Here is a 16,469-nt window from a genome sequence, read left to right as displayed (position 1 = left end):
AGTGATAAAAGTCACTGGCTTTTTTGTATTTGACGCTTTTTACGATAACTATTGATAATTATTATTGCTCGCGCTATTACTGCTGCAAGGTATTGGTCTTATGAACTTTTTCAGCGGGGTTATATTGCTCAGAAGAAGGGACCGCGCTGCTACGATTATTTTCTTTCATCGATTTGGCAACTTCTGGTGGCATATAATTTTCATCATGCTTGGCCAATACTTCACCTGCGACAAAGGTATCGCCTTGCATTTTGCCGGTTGCAACCACACCTGAGTTTTCAGCGAACAAATCTGGCAAGATACCTTGATAAGTAACTGGTACTGTGGATTGAAAGTCGGTAATAGCAAATTCAATACTTAGCGGGTCATTTGGCGCACGTTGGACACTACCAGCAACTACCATACCGCCAGCACGGATACGCTTGTCTTGCGGAGCTTCACCCTTCGCAATGGCAGTAGCGTCAAAGTAGTAATCGGTCTGTTGCCCAATGGCATAAATCACCAACACCACGGCAATCGCCGCCCCTGCAAGCGTAAACATAACCCACATCAGTTTTTTGCGACGAACTGCGTTCATACTACTACCTCATTGATGAGTCGCTGTTTTACAAACTGCGCGTCTGCAAAACAGAAAATATTAAAGAAATGCTTATTAGACTGACTTGATAACAAGCCCGTCCAACCGTACTTTTCTAATACCTATATGGTAGCATTTTTTGCCCAAATCAATAAGCCCCCTAGCAACTGATGAGGTCATATATTTGCAAGTAAGCCGTTATTATTTTAAAAGCTAAAATTTTGATATTAAAAAGGATTTTTTAAGAGGATTGTTTGGTCGCAGGATTTGGAGTCTTAGCAGCACGCTGTGCTTGACGCGCTTGCTGAATTGCTAGCTGCTTGATAAGCGCTTGCCGTTCACGGCGAATATAAATAATAAAAATCAGCATCATGCCGACCGTAATTGCCCAGCATGACCAGACAAACACACCATGCTCACCCATGGCGATAAACTCAGAGACGCTATAAAAGTAAGGCTGCATTATATTTTCCTAGCCGTTATTTGCTTTGCTCATGGCTGTATTGTTATCTTGTTATGCGGTTATTTGTTTTGCGCACGAACGTATTCTTTTACCCACGCTTTACCTTGGTCGCGATATAAAATCAGGGTATTGGTACGATAAATGGCCAACGTCGCCACCAATAAATAGCTGCCAACAATCATCAATAGTAAGGGCATCCACATATCCGCCGACATTTTTGGTGCCGCAGTCAGCGTAAAGGTCGAGCCTTGGTGCAAGGTATTCCACCACTGTACTGAGTACTTGATAATGGGCAAGTTGACAGCGCCAACAATAGACAAAATAGCCGCCGCCTTGCCACGATTGGCCGTATGTTCAAAGGCGGCAAACAATGCCATCACGCCCGCATATAAAAACGCCAAAATCAGCATCGAAGTCAGCCGCGCATCCCAAACCCAATACGTACCCCATGTCGGTTTTGCCCAAATAGAACCGGTCAGTAAACTAATCACACAAAGCAAAAACCCCATCGGAGCTAACGCTTGCGCCACGAGGCTAGCGGTCTTAATTTTCCAGACTAAATAAATTACTCCGAGCACCGCTAAAGCAAAATAAATGGAGATAGCAAGGCTGGCTGCCGGTACATGGATAAAGATAATGCGATAGCTATTACCTTGCAGATAATCAGGCGGCGCAAATGCCAAGCCCCAAACGCTACCGATGAGCAGACAGAGACCGGCTAATATCGCTAACCACTTGACCCAAGGCGAAAAGATACGAAAGAACTCCTTGGTACCCACTGTGGTCAAGAAAACTTGCCAGATACGTTGCCATAGGCTAGGAGATGAGACATTATTCAGGTTGGGCATGGGAATAAACCTATTGCGCAGCTGGTGGTTATCGAGTAAAACACATGATTCATACGACTACCCGCTAACCTGCTGGCGTTAAACGCTGGATAGAATCTACACGTGACTGTATGTTTAATAGACTATTATAGCAAAGTTGCCAGTTTTCACCATGCTGTTAATATAAAGGGTTTTAATAAGAAAAAGAATGACATGCCAACATGGGCTTTTAATTAAGCCAAGACATTTTTAGCGTCAGGGCAATGACCCACGGCATCACTAAAACTGAAATAATACTACCTGCCAGCAACAACGCTAAAATAGGTAATCCATTAAGACCGGTGGCAAATAAATCAACCGCACCAGTGGCAAAGATCAATACGGGCAACTGCATCGGTAAAGCAATCAGAGGTACCAGCACCGCACCATTTTTTAGTGATAACGTCAGACTACTGGCGACTGCTGACAGCATGAGCAGCATCGGACTGCCAGTGATAATAGATGCCATCAATATCCACGCCTCAAACCAACTAAGCTGAAATAGAGGCACGGCGAGCAAACTTAATGCCGCCACGATACCACTACTAAAAATCCAGTGAATAACCAAACGAATCAGTACCCATAATGGCAGCGACGCTTTAGCGACGACCAATTGCGCCAGCGTACCATTATCAAGGGCAGGCTTAAACAAACCATCAACGCCCATTACCAGCGACAACAGAGCTGCAATCCAAACTGCGGACACCCCAAGACGCTGCAATAAAGCAGGCTCACTACCAACGGCTAGCGGAAACAAGGTAATAATCACTAAAAACAGTACTAGAGGATATAACCACTGTACCGCTCCTTGCTGCTTGACCTGCCATTCGCGCCGCCAAAGCTGCATAAAGCTGATACCGCGCACAGCAGCTGCACTAGCATTTGAAGTGATAGCATTTGAGCCTGTATTCACGGTTTGTACTGAACTGTCTGGATCTATCATCTATTCGCTCTTCCACTAATGCTTGTCGCACTTATATTGACGCTTGTTGCAGTTAGATTGATGCTTATGGCACTTATATTAAGCATATTTACACCATATAATCGGATAAATCTAGCACTTGATTGGCGACGCCGACGGCCTGATGACTGGTCATTAATATCGCACCGCCAGCCATAGTAAATTCTCGCAATCTGTCTTCCATGCGCGCGACCATATCGACATCAAGCGCGGTAAATGGCTCGTCAAGCAACCATAAAGGGGTAACTTCAGGCGTTAATAAATACAAGCGCGCAAGGGTAATACGGCGCGTTTGCCCTGCAGACAAATGGCTTGAGCTAATGGTCTCAAAACCCTGCAATCCTACCCACGTGAGAGCGTCATCAACATCAGCCATACTTGGGCTAATGCCATATAAATTGAGCAAAAAGGTGAGATTTTGGGCGACGGTCAGGTTTGGATGAATACCTAACTGGTGCGACACGTATAAAGGCTGCACAGGTAAGCTTGCTATTCCTTGATAAATAACCTCACCGCTCAGCACTGGCAATAACCCAGCTAATTGCATCAGTAGCGTCGTCTTACCCGTACCATTGGCGCCGATTAAGTGACAAATGCTACCAGCAGCCAGATTGAGCGTCACGCCTTCACATAAAGGGATTTCACCGCGCTGAACCGTCAGCTCATCAAGCGCAAGTAAAGCGGTATTCAGAGCCGTCATCCAAACCTCTCATTATTTATTAAGCAGCAAGCAATATTCATCACAAACACAGCTGATGTTCGTGGCATAATACTTTATGCTTACCACAACCACACAGTATAACAAATTGTCGATTACTATGACCTCAAAACCTATGCAGACTTCAAAAGATATTCAAAACTCAGCTCAAAAATCAGACACGCCCATGCTAACTCTAAACAGCTTAATCGAGGCGCAAGTTGCCTTTATGCAGCAATGGTTGCGCTCACAAGCAGAGCCGCTATCAATGCAAGCTTGGCAGTGGTTTGGTGAGCAGCCACTGAGTAAATATATCAGTAGCGATGATTTGCAGCATCTTATTAATGACTGGTTTCTTAAACAGCCGCTAAGCAAAGTAGTTCGCAGCGATATTCGCGATATTTTGCATACTATTATTTATCATCCCGTTAATGATAATGTGCCTTTATCAGAATTGGTCGATGACACCCAAGTTGAGATTCTAGCCAGCTACGTCGGTAGTCATGAAGAGCAGCGTAATATCTTGGTTCATACACTGGTCGGCAATGAAACCTTTGCTGATTTATTGACGCAAACGCTGTATCACGCTATCAATGATTTTATGGAAACCACGCTAGATAAAGCCGGTGCTGCTGGCAAACTGATGAAACTTGGACGTAGCTCGTTTGAAAAAGCAACCAATCGCAATCTTGATGAAAAGTTGCAGACCTACCTGCATCGTAATATTAAAGATTTGGCGCGCCGAGCAGAAGCCAATGCCCAAGCGCATTTATCCAATGAAGAGGTTGCACGCTTATTGGTAACGGGTTGGGGGCGTATCAAAGATAAGCCGATTAGCGAAATCCAAACCTATTTACGTGATGAGCCTAACGATAGCAGTATTGAGCATATTGAAAACAGCATCCAACAAAGCTATAACCGTCTGCGCCTATCACCTTATTTGCATAGCCTTGTGGCAGCCGGTGTCGATACTTGGTATACCAACCATCAGGCCGACAGCATGGCCAATATCGCGGCAAGTTTAAACATCGATGAGCAGGCAATGACGAAATTGAGTACTGCCCTGCTACCTGTCGTCACTGACGCCCTTGAAAGCTCATGGGTTACGGCGCATATAACAGAGATGCTGCAAGCGTTTTATGCCCAGCCGAGTATCAAAACAGGATTGGTATTTAGCACAGATTAATTTTTTTAGCGTACGGTTTATTATTTAGTGTTTAAACTTCCACCCTTTATTAGCTAGCCTACTATCTATGAGCCAATCTTATAAACTCAGCTTATGGCAAAGAATAAAACAGCTGCTTAATGTATCAGCTGAACAGGCTGCTATTGATGATACGAAGATAGCTAACGACTTAGCTTTAGATTTGGATTTGGGTTCAGATTTAAATCTAACAAAACAGGATAAAAACAACCCTCATCCTTCAGAAAATGAGAGTGATAGTGTAGAAAACTATCCTAAAGATACTAAAAAGAATAAGGATAATAACCACGATGATACGCATGTTAGCGGCTCTAACCCTGACTTAAATCATAGTTTAAATCATAACGTCAACCACAGCTTTGATAACCGTTTCGATGACGTCATTTATAGCAGCCTTAGTAGCAATCTTGATAGTCGGTTAGATAGCAGCGCTGATACTGACGATTATTTTGACAATGACATTGACAATATGGCGAAACAAAATGAGCTGAATGACACCCCCATTATCAATTATCTTAAGCAGTATTTCGACGAGCAACAATGGCATTATAACCATTATCGACCAAAAAGCAGTGACAGCGACAATAACAATAATGACAGCCAGCAATCACACTATTTGTCTTTAAGAATGCGCAATAAAAAGCTCGACTGCGGCTACCTATTTCGCGTGCAAGAACACAACAACCTACTGGCAGTCTATGGTATTTTGCCGTTCTTAATACCCGAAAGCCATCAAAGCGCCGCCATGCTATTGATTACCCAAATCAATTACGACATGCTGATTGGCAATCTTGAAATGGACATCAATGATGGCGAGATACGCTACAAAAACGCCATCGATATCGAAGCAGTCGGTATCGATGAAAACACCATTGAGCATTTATTACAAAGTGTCATCGCGATGACCACGGTCGCTTACGAGATATTTAGTGACTTGGTCAACAATCAAAATCCTGCTGTAGAATTGCCAGACTTACTGATGACGCTACATCAGCAAGAGGATGCTCGAACCTTTTTCTTACCAACGCAGTTTGTTCAGTAATCCATTGCGCAAGCTAGATATTTGTCGCTCTTACATTTTCTCATCAATACCCTACTTTCAAAATACTTAAACCTCTCTATCCTTTTATCCCTAAATCACTTTTTAAAAGACATACGTTAATACTATGCTAAAAATTGCTTATTCTGATATTTTTCATTATTCCGTACCTGAAAAACACCGCTTTCCCATGCAAAAATACACCATGATTCCTGAGCGCTTACTAGCGGAAGGTACCATCAATAGCGGTAATTTTTTTGCCCCTGCGCGCTTAAGCGAAGATGAAATTTTAACCACCCATACAGCGGACTATTGGCAGCAGCTTAAAACCCAGACCTTACCACGTAAAGAAGCGCGCGCCATTGGCTTTGAGATGACGCCAGAGCTGGTAGAGCGTGGTCGTTATATTGCCCATGCCACTTATGAATGTGCGTTATACGCGCAGCAATATGGTGTGGCAATGAATGTCGCGGGTGGCACTCATCATGCTTTTGCCGATCATGGTGAAGGCTTTTGCGTCTTTAATGATGTTTGTATCGCCAGCAATTTATTGTTAAATCGCGGACAGGCGCAAAGAATATTGATAGTGGATTTAGACGTTCATCAAGGCAATGGTAATGCCAGCATTATGGCGGATGAACCGCGCGTTTTCGTCTTTAGTATGCATGGCGCAAAAAACTATCCATTTCGCAAACAAGTATCAGACTTAGACATCGAGCTAGATAATGATACAGGTGATGTGGAATATTTACAGATACTAGAGGATACGCTGCCGCGTTTAATCAATGAATTTGCGCCAGATATGATATTTTACCAATCTGCAGTCGATGTGTTAGCAACCGATAAATTGGGCAAACTTAGTCTGACGATAGAGGGTTGTAAGGCGCGTGATGAGTATGTCTTACACCAAGCTAAAGCGGCAAATATTCCCGTCGCTATCGTCATGGGCGGCGGCTATTCAGAAGATATCGAAGATGTGGTCGAAGCGCACTGTAATACTTTTCGCTTGGCACAGCAGCTGTTTTTTGCAGAATTGAATGAGTAGCGTGTAGCTAAATGAAAGATAAGAAAAAATAACATAACAAGGTTAGTGAGGTGGTAGATGGCAAAAATATTGATAGTTATAGGAATTTTGCTGGTTATTATCGGCGTTATTTGGCTGCTGTTTCCAAATGCGTTTTCGTGGATAGGTAATATGCCAGGCGATATTAAACAAACCTCAGGCAATACGCGAGTTTACTTTCCAGTCGTAACCATGATAATAATCAGTATCGTTGCTACCATACTTTTAAATTTATTCAATCGCTAAATTTATTCAATCGGTAAATTTATTTAATTGCTCAGTTTATAGCAATGTCGTTATTCCCTGCCAGCCGACACGAATACCTAGCACGGTGAGAATCAATAAGATAAGCTGACGAAAGCGTGCCTGTGGTAAATAGCGACGCAAGCGAATACCAACTATCAGCGCAGCGACAGACAATACACTCAGTAGAGTAATCAGCAGCCACTCACCACTACTGAGTGCCATGATAGGTTCACGCAAGACAATAATTTGCGCAACCTTCCCCAAGAAATAACACATATTGCCGACTTTAGCGATGGTGTTTTTATCATCACTTGCGGACAACAGATACATCATTAATATGGTCGACATGGCATTGGTCGCACCGCCAATAATACCAGCACTAAGTCCAACGATAATCAGTACAGGCTTGGTATTAGGCAGACGAACTTGCTTACCGAGCAAGCTACTGACGACATAAAAACCAATAACTGCTGCCAATACCAACAAGATATAAGCACTATCGATCCATAGCAGTAGCTTTGCACCAAGCATACTACCGAGCAAACTGGTTAACGCCAATAGCCAATAGCGCCTGCCGTAATAAATAAAATTTTGCCAGACTGTACGCCCGCCACCCGTCAACCAAGTCATGGCATTGAGTAATAATGAGGGGAAAATCACCAAGACAATAGCGTGCGGTAAAGGATAGATGCTGGCAAGCGCGGTAGTGGTTACTAACGTTACACCCAGTCCGCTAATGCCGTGAAGCAATGATGCTAGCGCAAAAATTGCAAACAGTAATAATGTCTGGGTGCTATCGTCATCCATCATATTTGCCATCAGACTTTATTCTCTAATAGTTATACTGGCAAAATTATAACTAGGACGTATCTTATGCATTATGACGTTGCCAAATGGTCTCACCAATAATAGTCGCCAACTGCTCGGCAATCTCATCTTTGCTCGCCTTCTCAAGAATTATGCTATCGTGCTCATAATGCTCTGAGAAAAATACTTGCATGGCATTATCATCACTGGCAAAACCAATATCTGCGCGTGAGACATCATTACAAGCGATTAAATCTAAATCTTTAGATAGCAGTTTGCCACGTGCATAGTGCTCGACATCTTGCGTTTCTGCCGCAAAACCAACGACAAACAGCTCTGGATGGGCAAGTGAAATCGTCGCTAAAATATCAGGGTTTTTAACCAAGCTCAGAGTCATAGCATCTTGGGTCTTTTTGATTTTTTGCGGTGCCGCTTCTTCAGTACGATAATCAGCGACCGCTGCGGTGGCAATGAAGATATCAGCAACCTTTACGCTGCCATCATTGATAATCTCAGCATGTTCATGTTGATGCTCTTCACCGCAATCACAATCACCATGCTGATGAGCATGGTCGTGCATATGATCGTGAGAATGCTCATCATCCTCTTCAGGCAAATACTGTAGCGCACTATGCGTACCATCGACACATTGTTGCGCTGCTATCAGCATGTCTTTAGCTGACAGGACATCTATGCGCGTGACATTGAGCGGTGTTGGCAGGGCAACTTTGCCACCAGCAATCAAAATAACCTCTGCACCAGCGGCAACACAAGCACGTGCTAAAGCAAAGCCCATTTTGCCAGTAGAGTGATTGGACAAATAGCGTACGGGATCGATACCTTCTACGGTTGGTCCTGCGGTAATGACCACGCGTTTACCTGCCAATAATTGCGGCGTGGTTTGCATAGCATTAAATAGCAGCACTTCAGCTAACAACTCTTCAGGCTCAGGCAAGCGCCCTGCGCCGACATCACCGCACGCCTGCTCGCCGCTGGCTGGTTGGATAATTTGATAGTTCATATCACGCAAGGTCTGCACATTTAGATTCACCGCTGGATGCGCCCACATTTGCTGATTCATCGCTGGCGCAATGATAACGGGAGCAGTCGTTGCCAAGCAGACAGTGGTCAATAAATCATCTGCCATACCCATCGCAAGCCGTGCCAGAGTATTGGCTGAGGCAGGTGCAATCACAATCAAGTCCGCCCATTTGGCAAGCTCGATATGCCCCATTCCCGCTTCTGCTTGCTCATCTAACAATGAGACATGCACCTCATTGCCAGTCAAAGCTTGCAAGGTAAGTGGCGTGATAAAAGCTTGGGCGCCTGTGGTCATAATGACGCGCACATCAAAGCCCGCCTTGATTAATAAGCGAGCGAATATGGCAGATTTATAAGCGGCAATACCGCCGGTGATAGCAAGCACAATATTTGACATAAGCATGGCATCAGTAAAAAAATGGAAGATAAAAATTGCGCTTATAGTAACAATTATGCGATAAGTTAGGGGAAGTTTTGTGGATTTATCTCACTTATCTGGCAGCTATCCCTTATCAAGGAGTGACAATGGCAATCAAAGACTGGCATGAAGATGATAGACCGCGTGAAAAGCTGCTGAAGTTTGGCGCAGCTCATCTATCTGATGCTGAGATATTAGCGATATTCCTGCGGACGGGCACCCAGTCACAATCGGCAATAGAGTTGGCGCGCCATTTAATCGACAAGTTTGGTAGCCTAGCAGAGCTGTTGGCCGCGCCGCAGGAGACGGTGCTTGCTTGTCACGGTATTGGTCCCGCCAAATATGCGCAAATACTGGCATCGCTTGAGATGGGTACGCGCTACTTAGACAGTCAGCTTAAAACTGGTCACGCCCTTGGGCGCTCGCAAATGGTCAAAGACTATATTAGTACCCAGCTGCGCGGTGAGCACCGTGAAGTCTTTGCCGTACTGTGTTTGGACAATGCGTTAAATCTAATCAATTTTGAGATATTGTTTACTGGCGGCATTTCTTCTTGCTCGGTTTGTATTAAACACGTCTTGCGTCATGCATTGAGCCACGCTGCCAGTCAGCTTATCGTCGCCCATAACCACCCCCATACAGATGCGACCCCTTCAACGGCAGACAACTTATTAACCTACGAGCTAAAAAAGGCCTGCGACTTAATAGATTTGTCATTGGTTGACCACATTATTGTCGGACGCAATGAAACCCTCTCTTATGCTGAAAGCTGCCTACCACCTTTTGGCTAAAGCTCAATAACAGCTGGTTATATCAACAAAGCTTGATACATATTATCGACACAGCGTAGCATTTTGGCTCTTGATACTTATAAACAACTGTTTCATATTAGTAGTTAACTTTATTTTTGCTGTGACAGTTATCGGTATACTTACTAGTTATTGGCAAATCTACTATTGATAGATTTATTTAATAGTAGGTTTGCCCTTATTAATTTTAATAAACTGTTATAAATAAAGCACAACACACCTGATGGAAAAATAAAACAACAATTAGAGTTATTCCATCATTTTTTATTCATTTAAATTTTACGCTTGTACATTCAGCGTTATAAAGGAGACAGTCATGGGCATTGGCTTATTTATTTTGGCAATAATCATTCAGTTAGCCGTGGTCTTGGCCATCTTTTTATTATCCTTATCGCGTGTCACTGGCAGTGTCGTGGCTCTTGTTACCGTCCTCGTCACCGCCTTTATCAGTCCATGGTCACTTATCTTAGGTATACCAATCGCGCTCTTATGCTTAGTATTGTTATTTACTCCGCTGCGCCAGTCATTGATTACTAAGCCTGTTTATAAAGCCTTGGGCGGTGCCATGCCAAGCATGAGTGATACCGAACGTGAAGCGCTCGATGCGGGTACCAGCTGGTGGGAAAAAGAGCTGTTTATGGGCGCGCCAGATTGGGATACCTTTGCCAAATATCCTTACCCTGAATTGTCAGAAGAAGAGCAAAACTTTATTGATAATGAAGTAGAAGTGTTATGTGCCATGCTTGATGAATGGCAAATCCATCATGAAGATAAAGAGCTGTCACCAGAGGCGTGGCGCTTTATTAAAGCCAATGGCTTTTTGGGTTTAATCATTCCGAAAGAATATGGCGGATTAGAATTTAGCTCGTATGCTCAAAGTCGGGTGATGAGTAAAATTGCTTCGCGCTCACCAACCGCTGCCGTTACTTGCATGGTGCCGAACTCGCTCGGCCCCGGTGAGCTTTTGATGCATTACGGCACCGATGAACAAAAACAACGCTGGCTACCAGGTTTAGCTAAAGGTGAAGAAGTTCCTTGCTTTGGTTTGACGGGTCCTGAAGCGGGCTCCGATGCCGGCGCGATTCCTGATACGGGTGTGGTTTGCTATGGCATGCATGAAGGCGAGCAAGTTCTCGGCCTGCGTATGAACTTCTCTAAGCGCTGGATTACTCTAGCCCCTATCGCAACCGTCGTTGGTTTAGCCTTTAAGATGCATGACCCAGAAGGGTTTCTTGGCGACCCTAAAAAGACCGACTACGGTATTACCTGTGCGCTCGTTCCTGCTAGCCATGAAGGTGTAGTTACCGGTCCGCGTCATAATCCAATCGGCTCGCCATTTATGAATGGTACAGTCGATGGTAAAGACGTTTTTATCCCGCTAGATTATATTATCGGTGGCGTTGAAAACGCCGGTCGCGGTTGGCGTATGCTAATGGAGTGTTTGGGCGTTGGCCGCGGTATCTCCTTGCCAGCGCTATCAACGTCTGCCAGTGAAGTCACCTATTTGACCGTTGGTGCCTTTGCAAAAGTACGTGAGCAATTCAAAATCTCTGTCGGCAAATTTGAAGGTGTACAAGATGCCACTAGCCGCATGGCCAGTAATACTTATATGCTCGAGGCCTTTCGTCATTTGGTCACCTGTGGCTTAAACCAAGGCGGGACGCCATCGGTGATGACGGCAATGGCAAAATACTATGCCACTGAGACTATGCGTTCAGTCATTAATGATGGCATGGATGTGGTCGGTGGTCGTGCGGTGCAAATGGGACCGCGTAACTTTTTAGCGATTCCTTATCAAGCGATTCCTGTCTCTATCACCGTTGAAGGCGCCAACATCTTAACGCGCTCGTTAATGATTTTTGGTCAAGGGGCCATGCGTTGTCACCCTTATCTATTCGATGAGCTGCAACTGCTACAAAGTGATGATAAAGAAGGCGCGCTCAAGCAATTTGATAATTTATTCTTTAAACACTTGGGCTATACCTTTAATCGCGGTGCCAAAGCCTTTATCGCAGGTTACGTCGGTGGTAGCAGCCATGCGCCAAGCTTTGCCGATAGCTTTACCCGTCCTTATTATAAAGACATCAACCGTTTGAGCGCAGGCTTTGCCCTAACCGCCGATATGTCCTTAGGCTTATTAGCAGGCGATTTAAAACGTAAAGAGATGCTGTCTGGGCGCTTAGCAGATATTCACGCGCATCTATTTATCTGTACAGCAATTTTGCAATTTTATCAGTATGGCTCTAAGTCAAAAGCCGAACGCTTGCATGCAGAAGTGGCACTAAAAAATAGCCTTTATACCATTCAAGAAGCCTTTTTATCTTTATTTGCCAACTTCCCAAATCGCATGGCGGCGAGTGTGGTCAGCTTTGTGACTTTCCCAAGTGGTCGTATTTTTGCGCCGGTGAGCGATGAGCTAAAACGCCAATTGGGCGATACTTTTATGGGCGACTTTGAAGCCAATCCCTTCCGCGACTATCTTAAAACCATGGTGTATTACAACACTGAGCCCGACGATGTTACGGGACGTATGGAGCATGCTTATCAAACGCTGCTTGACGTTGAACCTTTATGGCAGAAGTTTAAAAAGGCTGAGCATAAAGACAGCTTTGAAGGTCTTACCTTTGAAGATCACGTGGTCTACGCCAGCCAAAACGGTGATATTACTGAAGAAGAGGCTGAAGTCCTTATTCAATATAACGCCATCCGTTATGATTCATTGTTGACCGATGTGTTCGATAAGCATCTCTCTAAAGCACAAGAACGTCACAATCCGCATAGTTTAGAAAATGCGGTCTATAAGCTCACTGACTATGCGCAATTGAAAAACGATGCACAAGCAAGAAACGGCATCGCAGTTGATAATACTGCGCAAACAGCTGAACCAATGACTGATAACCTTGAGCCTGCAGCAGATGATAATCAAGAAGCAACCGGTGATGCCAATCCTGACCATGGTTATGAAAGCGATGGTGATGTCAAAATGGTCAGCGAGCAAGACACTGTAAAAGAAGTTCAGGCACAAACCGATTTTGCAGAATCAGACCCTGAAGCACAAGCACTCGACCCGCGTCACCGTGATGCAGAATCGCATTTAAGCGAACGTATGGGTCACAACCATAGCATTAACAAGACCGATCCAAATAGTGCCACAGCAGAGAATGGTTTAGGTAAAAAGGTGACGGTAATGACAGACATAACGGACAGTGAGGTAGAAAAAGCAAATAGTCACCCTGAATGGAAGGATGGTTTACGTCGTGACGAAAATGATAAGGTTTAACTGACTCATAATTGGCGCTTTCATAAACCTTGTTTTTCAACTTAAGCGAGACTATCCAATGGATAGTCTCGCTTTTTTATTTATCACTTTTTGATTTAGAAAATTTATTACGCAGCTATCACGCGCAAATATACGTAAGAACGGCTTATCTTATTCCATTGAATATAAAAGTTTCTAATGCTAAATAAATCTGAAACACCGTGAATTTATCCGCTCGCATTTTCCAAGTCATAAATATTTCTTGCAGTACCTCCAACAATTCTTTTATATTGTCCCCAAAACCTGACCTCGATGACAGGTAAAAACTTTTAGACGTAATAAAAACAGGTGTAAAAACGATACCTATGCGGCTTAAGATATCGTATTTATGACTGTGCGTTACGGCAACCAAGGATCGTAGTTATGTGGAAGAATATGGGACTGACGGGCAAGATTATTGTTGCCATGGTGCTGGGTATCATACTGGGTTTATTTATAAACTATTCGGGATTGAACACTGAAGGCAGCTTTGTTAACGACTATGTGACCAATGGTTTTTTTGCCATTGTTGGTAAGCTGTTTGTAAACTCGCTCAAAATGCTGGTTGTACCGCTGGTCTTGATTTCGCTTATCTGTGGTGTCTGCGGTATCGGTGATATTCGTCTATTAGGACGTATTGGTGGCAAAACATTCTTTATCTATATGGTGACTACAGCACTAGCGATTACTACGGCTATCGGGCTTGGTTCACTATTTGGTATTGGCAAAGGCATGCAAATCGAAACCAAAGCGGTATTCGAAGCCGAGTCAGCACCGCCGCTCATTGACGTTTTCTCTAATATTATCCCCTCTAACCCCATCAGCGCGATGGCAAATGGCGATATGCTATCGATTATCTTTTTTGCGATGTTAATCGGTATTAGTATTTTAATGGTGGGGAAACCTGCCAAAGGTTTGGTACAAAGCTTGGAGCTTATTAATGAAGTCATCTTAAAAATGGTGACCATCATTATGAATCTTGCACCGTATGGCGTCTTTGCACTATTAACCAAAGCGATGGCTGAGCTGGGATTAGATCTTATTTGGTCACTGCTAGGGTATGTCGCGGTATTGGTTGGTGCACTCTTCTTTCACTTTTTTGTCACGATGATGGTGATACTTAAGTTGACTTCAGGGCTATCGGTTAAAACCTTTTTGGCAAAAATGCGCGAAGTGCAAATCTTTGCTTTTAGTACTTCAAGCTCAAATGCGACGATTCCTATTACCTTACGTACAGTCACCAAGCGTATGGGTGTTAGTAATTCAGTAGCTTCTTTTACCATTCCATTTGGCGCAACGATCAATATGGACGGCACAGCAATTATGCAAGGTACGGCGACTATTTTTATCGCCAATCTGTATGGTATTCAATTAGGCATTACAGGATACCTGACCGTTATTTTGATGTCAGTACTTGCCTCTATCGGCACCGCAGGTGTTCCAGGCGTAGGTCTGATTATGCTATCCATGGTATTTGCCCAAGTCGGTTTACCCATTGAAGGTATCGGTCTGATTTTAGGGGTTGACCGTATCCTTGATATGTTACGTACAGCAGTGAACGTGGGTGGCGATGCTGCTGTTACAGTCATCGTTGCAAAATCAGAAGGTGAGATGGATTTGGCAATTTACAACGATCCTGATGCGGGTGCAAAAGAGATGTTTGATGGGCATATCGATGCAGACAGCGAACGCGAATTCTCTGAAGTCTTTAGCGATGGCATTATGGGCAGTGAGTACGACGATATTAAACGTGGCTAAATTAAACGCGGCGTGTCTGTAGTATAAAGTAGCCAGTTATAAAATATTTATAACAAAAAAAACCTCAGCCGATTGGTCTGAGGTTTTTTATTGCTATCGTGAATGGTATTTTTAATATTGATAGCAAAATTAATTAACCCAATACATACTTGGTTAGCATCGCTAGACAAACCAGCACAATCATAGGACGGATAAGTTTGCTGCCGCCTTTAACGACCATATGTGAGCCAAAATACGCCCCTATCGTCTGCCCGACCATCATTGCCAACCCCACTTTCCACAATACATTACCGCCCAAGATAAAGAAAATGAGCGAGCCAATATTGGTGGACAAATTCAGCACCTTTGCCGCGCCCGTCGCTTCAATGATTTGGCGACCACGCAGCGCCACATTTCCTAAGGCAAAAAACATCCCCGTACCCGGTCCCATATAACCATCATAAAACCCAATCAAGGGTGCCACTACTTTTTGCCATGTACCTTCTGAGATGCGCGGTGCGGCCTCCACTTCGCCCAATCTCGGCGCAAATAAAGTATAAATACCAATCGCTGCAATCAAAAATGGAATCAGCTTTTCCAATAAATCAGGCGGCGATAACTGCACGGCAATCGTACCAACAACAGAACCGATAAAAGCCGCGATAATTCCCGTTTTTATATTCTTTGGTTTGACCACCCCTTTTTTAATCATCGTAATGGACGCTGCGAGCGCCCCTGATGCCGCCTGCAGTTTATTGGTCCCCAAGGTTAGCACGGGCGGAATATTGGCAAGTAGCATGGCGGGAATGGTCAATAAACCACCGCCGCCAGCGATAGCATCGATAAAACCTGCTAGCGCGGCAACAGCCGTCAGCATTAAAATAATCTCGATAGAGAGCGATATGTCCATGACACTAACCTTGAAAATTTAGGATATAAAAAAAAGCAAACTTGACGTTAAAATTTGTGTAAAAGCGCTCATTATAAAGATAAAACCGTAAAAAGAACCAAAAACCTAGTAAAGTCTGCTAGATTTGTCATATCGGCTGTCTTATCAGGTTGTCCTTTGATATTCGTTGAGTCTTCACGGACGCAGCATAAAACCGTTAACGTATTTAATTGTTTATATGAATAAAATTGTGAGAAACTAGAGCCACCTATTTGTTACATCAATCTATGTCAATATTAATGACGGTCTATTGAATCGAAGCAGACCGAATCAAAAGGTATAACAACAGGTACT

At 43.8% G+C, this 16,469-nt stretch carries 15 protein-coding genes; 7 read left to right on the top strand and 8 right to left on the bottom strand.

The window, feature by feature from the left end; all coding sequences use genetic code 11:
* Positions 1–76 precede the first annotated feature (76 nt).
* From ccmE to ccmA, 5 genes are all read right to left on the bottom strand, one after another.
* Positions 77–577 carry a cytochrome c maturation protein CcmE gene (gene ccmE, locus JMW39_RS04975; protein WP_201544451.1) on the bottom strand — a complete coding sequence of 167 codons (501 nt, stop codon included), beginning with the start codon at positions 575–577 and terminating at the stop codon, positions 77–79.
* A 241-nt stretch (positions 578–818) separates the two neighbouring features.
* Positions 819–1,040 carry a heme exporter protein CcmD gene (gene ccmD / locus JMW39_RS04970; RefSeq protein WP_201544449.1) on the bottom strand — a complete coding sequence of 74 codons (222 nt, stop codon included), beginning with the start codon at positions 1,038–1,040 and terminating at the stop codon, positions 819–821.
* Between the two features lie 59 nt (positions 1,041–1,099).
* Complete coding sequence (gene ccmC / locus JMW39_RS04965) at positions 1,100–1,888, bottom strand: heme ABC transporter permease CcmC (protein ID WP_201544447.1); 789 nt, start codon at positions 1,886–1,888, stop codon at positions 1,100–1,102.
* Between the two features lie 208 nt (positions 1,889–2,096).
* The gene (locus tag JMW39_RS04960) at positions 2,097–2,753 is read right to left on the bottom strand and encodes a heme exporter protein CcmB (RefSeq protein ID WP_201544950.1); all 657 of its coding nucleotides are present in this window, start codon (positions 2,751–2,753) and stop codon (positions 2,097–2,099) included.
* Positions 2,754–2,937: 184 nt separating this feature from the next.
* Positions 2,938–3,567 (bottom strand): heme ABC exporter ATP-binding protein CcmA, encoded by a 630-nt coding sequence (ccmA, locus tag JMW39_RS04955; protein WP_201544438.1) that lies wholly within the window; start codon positions 3,565–3,567, stop codon positions 2,938–2,940.
* A 133-nt stretch (positions 3,568–3,700) separates the two neighbouring features.
* Between ccmA and JMW39_RS04950 the strand changes: the two genes are divergently transcribed.
* From JMW39_RS04950 to JMW39_RS04935, 4 genes are all read left to right on the top strand, one after another.
* Positions 3,701–4,750: a hypothetical protein gene (locus tag JMW39_RS04950; protein ID WP_227679345.1), complete on the top strand. Its 1,050-nt coding sequence runs from the start codon at positions 3,701–3,703 to the stop codon at positions 4,748–4,750.
* Positions 4,751–4,817: 67 nt separating this feature from the next.
* Positions 4,818–5,810 (top strand): YbjN domain-containing protein, encoded by a 993-nt coding sequence (locus JMW39_RS04945; RefSeq protein ID WP_201544436.1) that lies wholly within the window; start codon positions 4,818–4,820, stop codon positions 5,808–5,810.
* 124 nt (positions 5,811–5,934) lie between these two features.
* Positions 5,935–6,852: a histone deacetylase gene (locus tag JMW39_RS04940; protein ID WP_201544434.1), complete on the top strand. Its 918-nt coding sequence runs from the start codon at positions 5,935–5,937 to the stop codon at positions 6,850–6,852.
* A 57-nt stretch (positions 6,853–6,909) separates the two neighbouring features.
* Positions 6,910–7,116 (top strand): DUF2905 domain-containing protein, encoded by a 207-nt coding sequence (locus JMW39_RS04935; protein WP_201544432.1) that lies wholly within the window; start codon positions 6,910–6,912, stop codon positions 7,114–7,116.
* A 36-nt stretch (positions 7,117–7,152) separates the two neighbouring features.
* Here the strand turns inward: JMW39_RS04935 and JMW39_RS04930 are convergent, their stop codons facing one another.
* Positions 7,153–7,935 carry a sulfite exporter TauE/SafE family protein gene (locus JMW39_RS04930; protein WP_201544430.1) on the bottom strand — a complete coding sequence of 261 codons (783 nt, stop codon included), beginning with the start codon at positions 7,933–7,935 and terminating at the stop codon, positions 7,153–7,155.
* 52 nt (positions 7,936–7,987) lie between these two features.
* Positions 7,988–9,361, bottom strand: a complete 1,374-nt coding sequence (gene coaBC, locus JMW39_RS04925) for a bifunctional phosphopantothenoylcysteine decarboxylase/phosphopantothenate--cysteine ligase CoaBC (RefSeq protein ID WP_201544428.1) — start codon at positions 9,359–9,361, stop codon at positions 7,988–7,990.
* 128 nt (positions 9,362–9,489) lie between these two features.
* Here coaBC and radC point away from each other — a divergent pair, with 128 nt between their 5' ends.
* From radC to JMW39_RS04910, 3 genes are all read left to right on the top strand, one after another.
* Positions 9,490–10,173 carry a RadC family protein gene (radC, locus tag JMW39_RS04920; RefSeq protein WP_201544426.1) on the top strand — a complete coding sequence of 228 codons (684 nt, stop codon included), beginning with the start codon at positions 9,490–9,492 and terminating at the stop codon, positions 10,171–10,173.
* Between the two features lie 334 nt (positions 10,174–10,507).
* Positions 10,508–13,471, top strand: coding sequence for an acyl-CoA dehydrogenase (locus tag JMW39_RS04915; protein WP_201544425.1), 2,964 nt, complete (start codon positions 10,508–10,510; stop codon positions 13,469–13,471).
* A 402-nt stretch (positions 13,472–13,873) separates the two neighbouring features.
* Positions 13,874–15,247 (top strand): dicarboxylate/amino acid:cation symporter, encoded by a 1,374-nt coding sequence (locus JMW39_RS04910; RefSeq protein WP_201544424.1) that lies wholly within the window; start codon positions 13,874–13,876, stop codon positions 15,245–15,247.
* A 133-nt stretch (positions 15,248–15,380) separates the two neighbouring features.
* Here JMW39_RS04910 and JMW39_RS04905 read toward each other — a convergent pair whose 3' ends face one another.
* Positions 15,381–16,136, bottom strand: coding sequence for a TSUP family transporter (locus JMW39_RS04905; protein ID WP_201544423.1), 756 nt, complete (start codon positions 16,134–16,136; stop codon positions 15,381–15,383).
* Between the last annotated feature and the right edge of the window lie 333 nt (positions 16,137–16,469).

It is taken from the genome of Psychrobacter immobilis, from assembly GCF_904846175.1.
Lineage (GTDB): Bacteria > Pseudomonadota > Gammaproteobacteria > Pseudomonadales > Moraxellaceae > Psychrobacter > Psychrobacter immobilis_E.
This window is presented reverse-complemented; position numbering and strand designations above follow the sequence as displayed.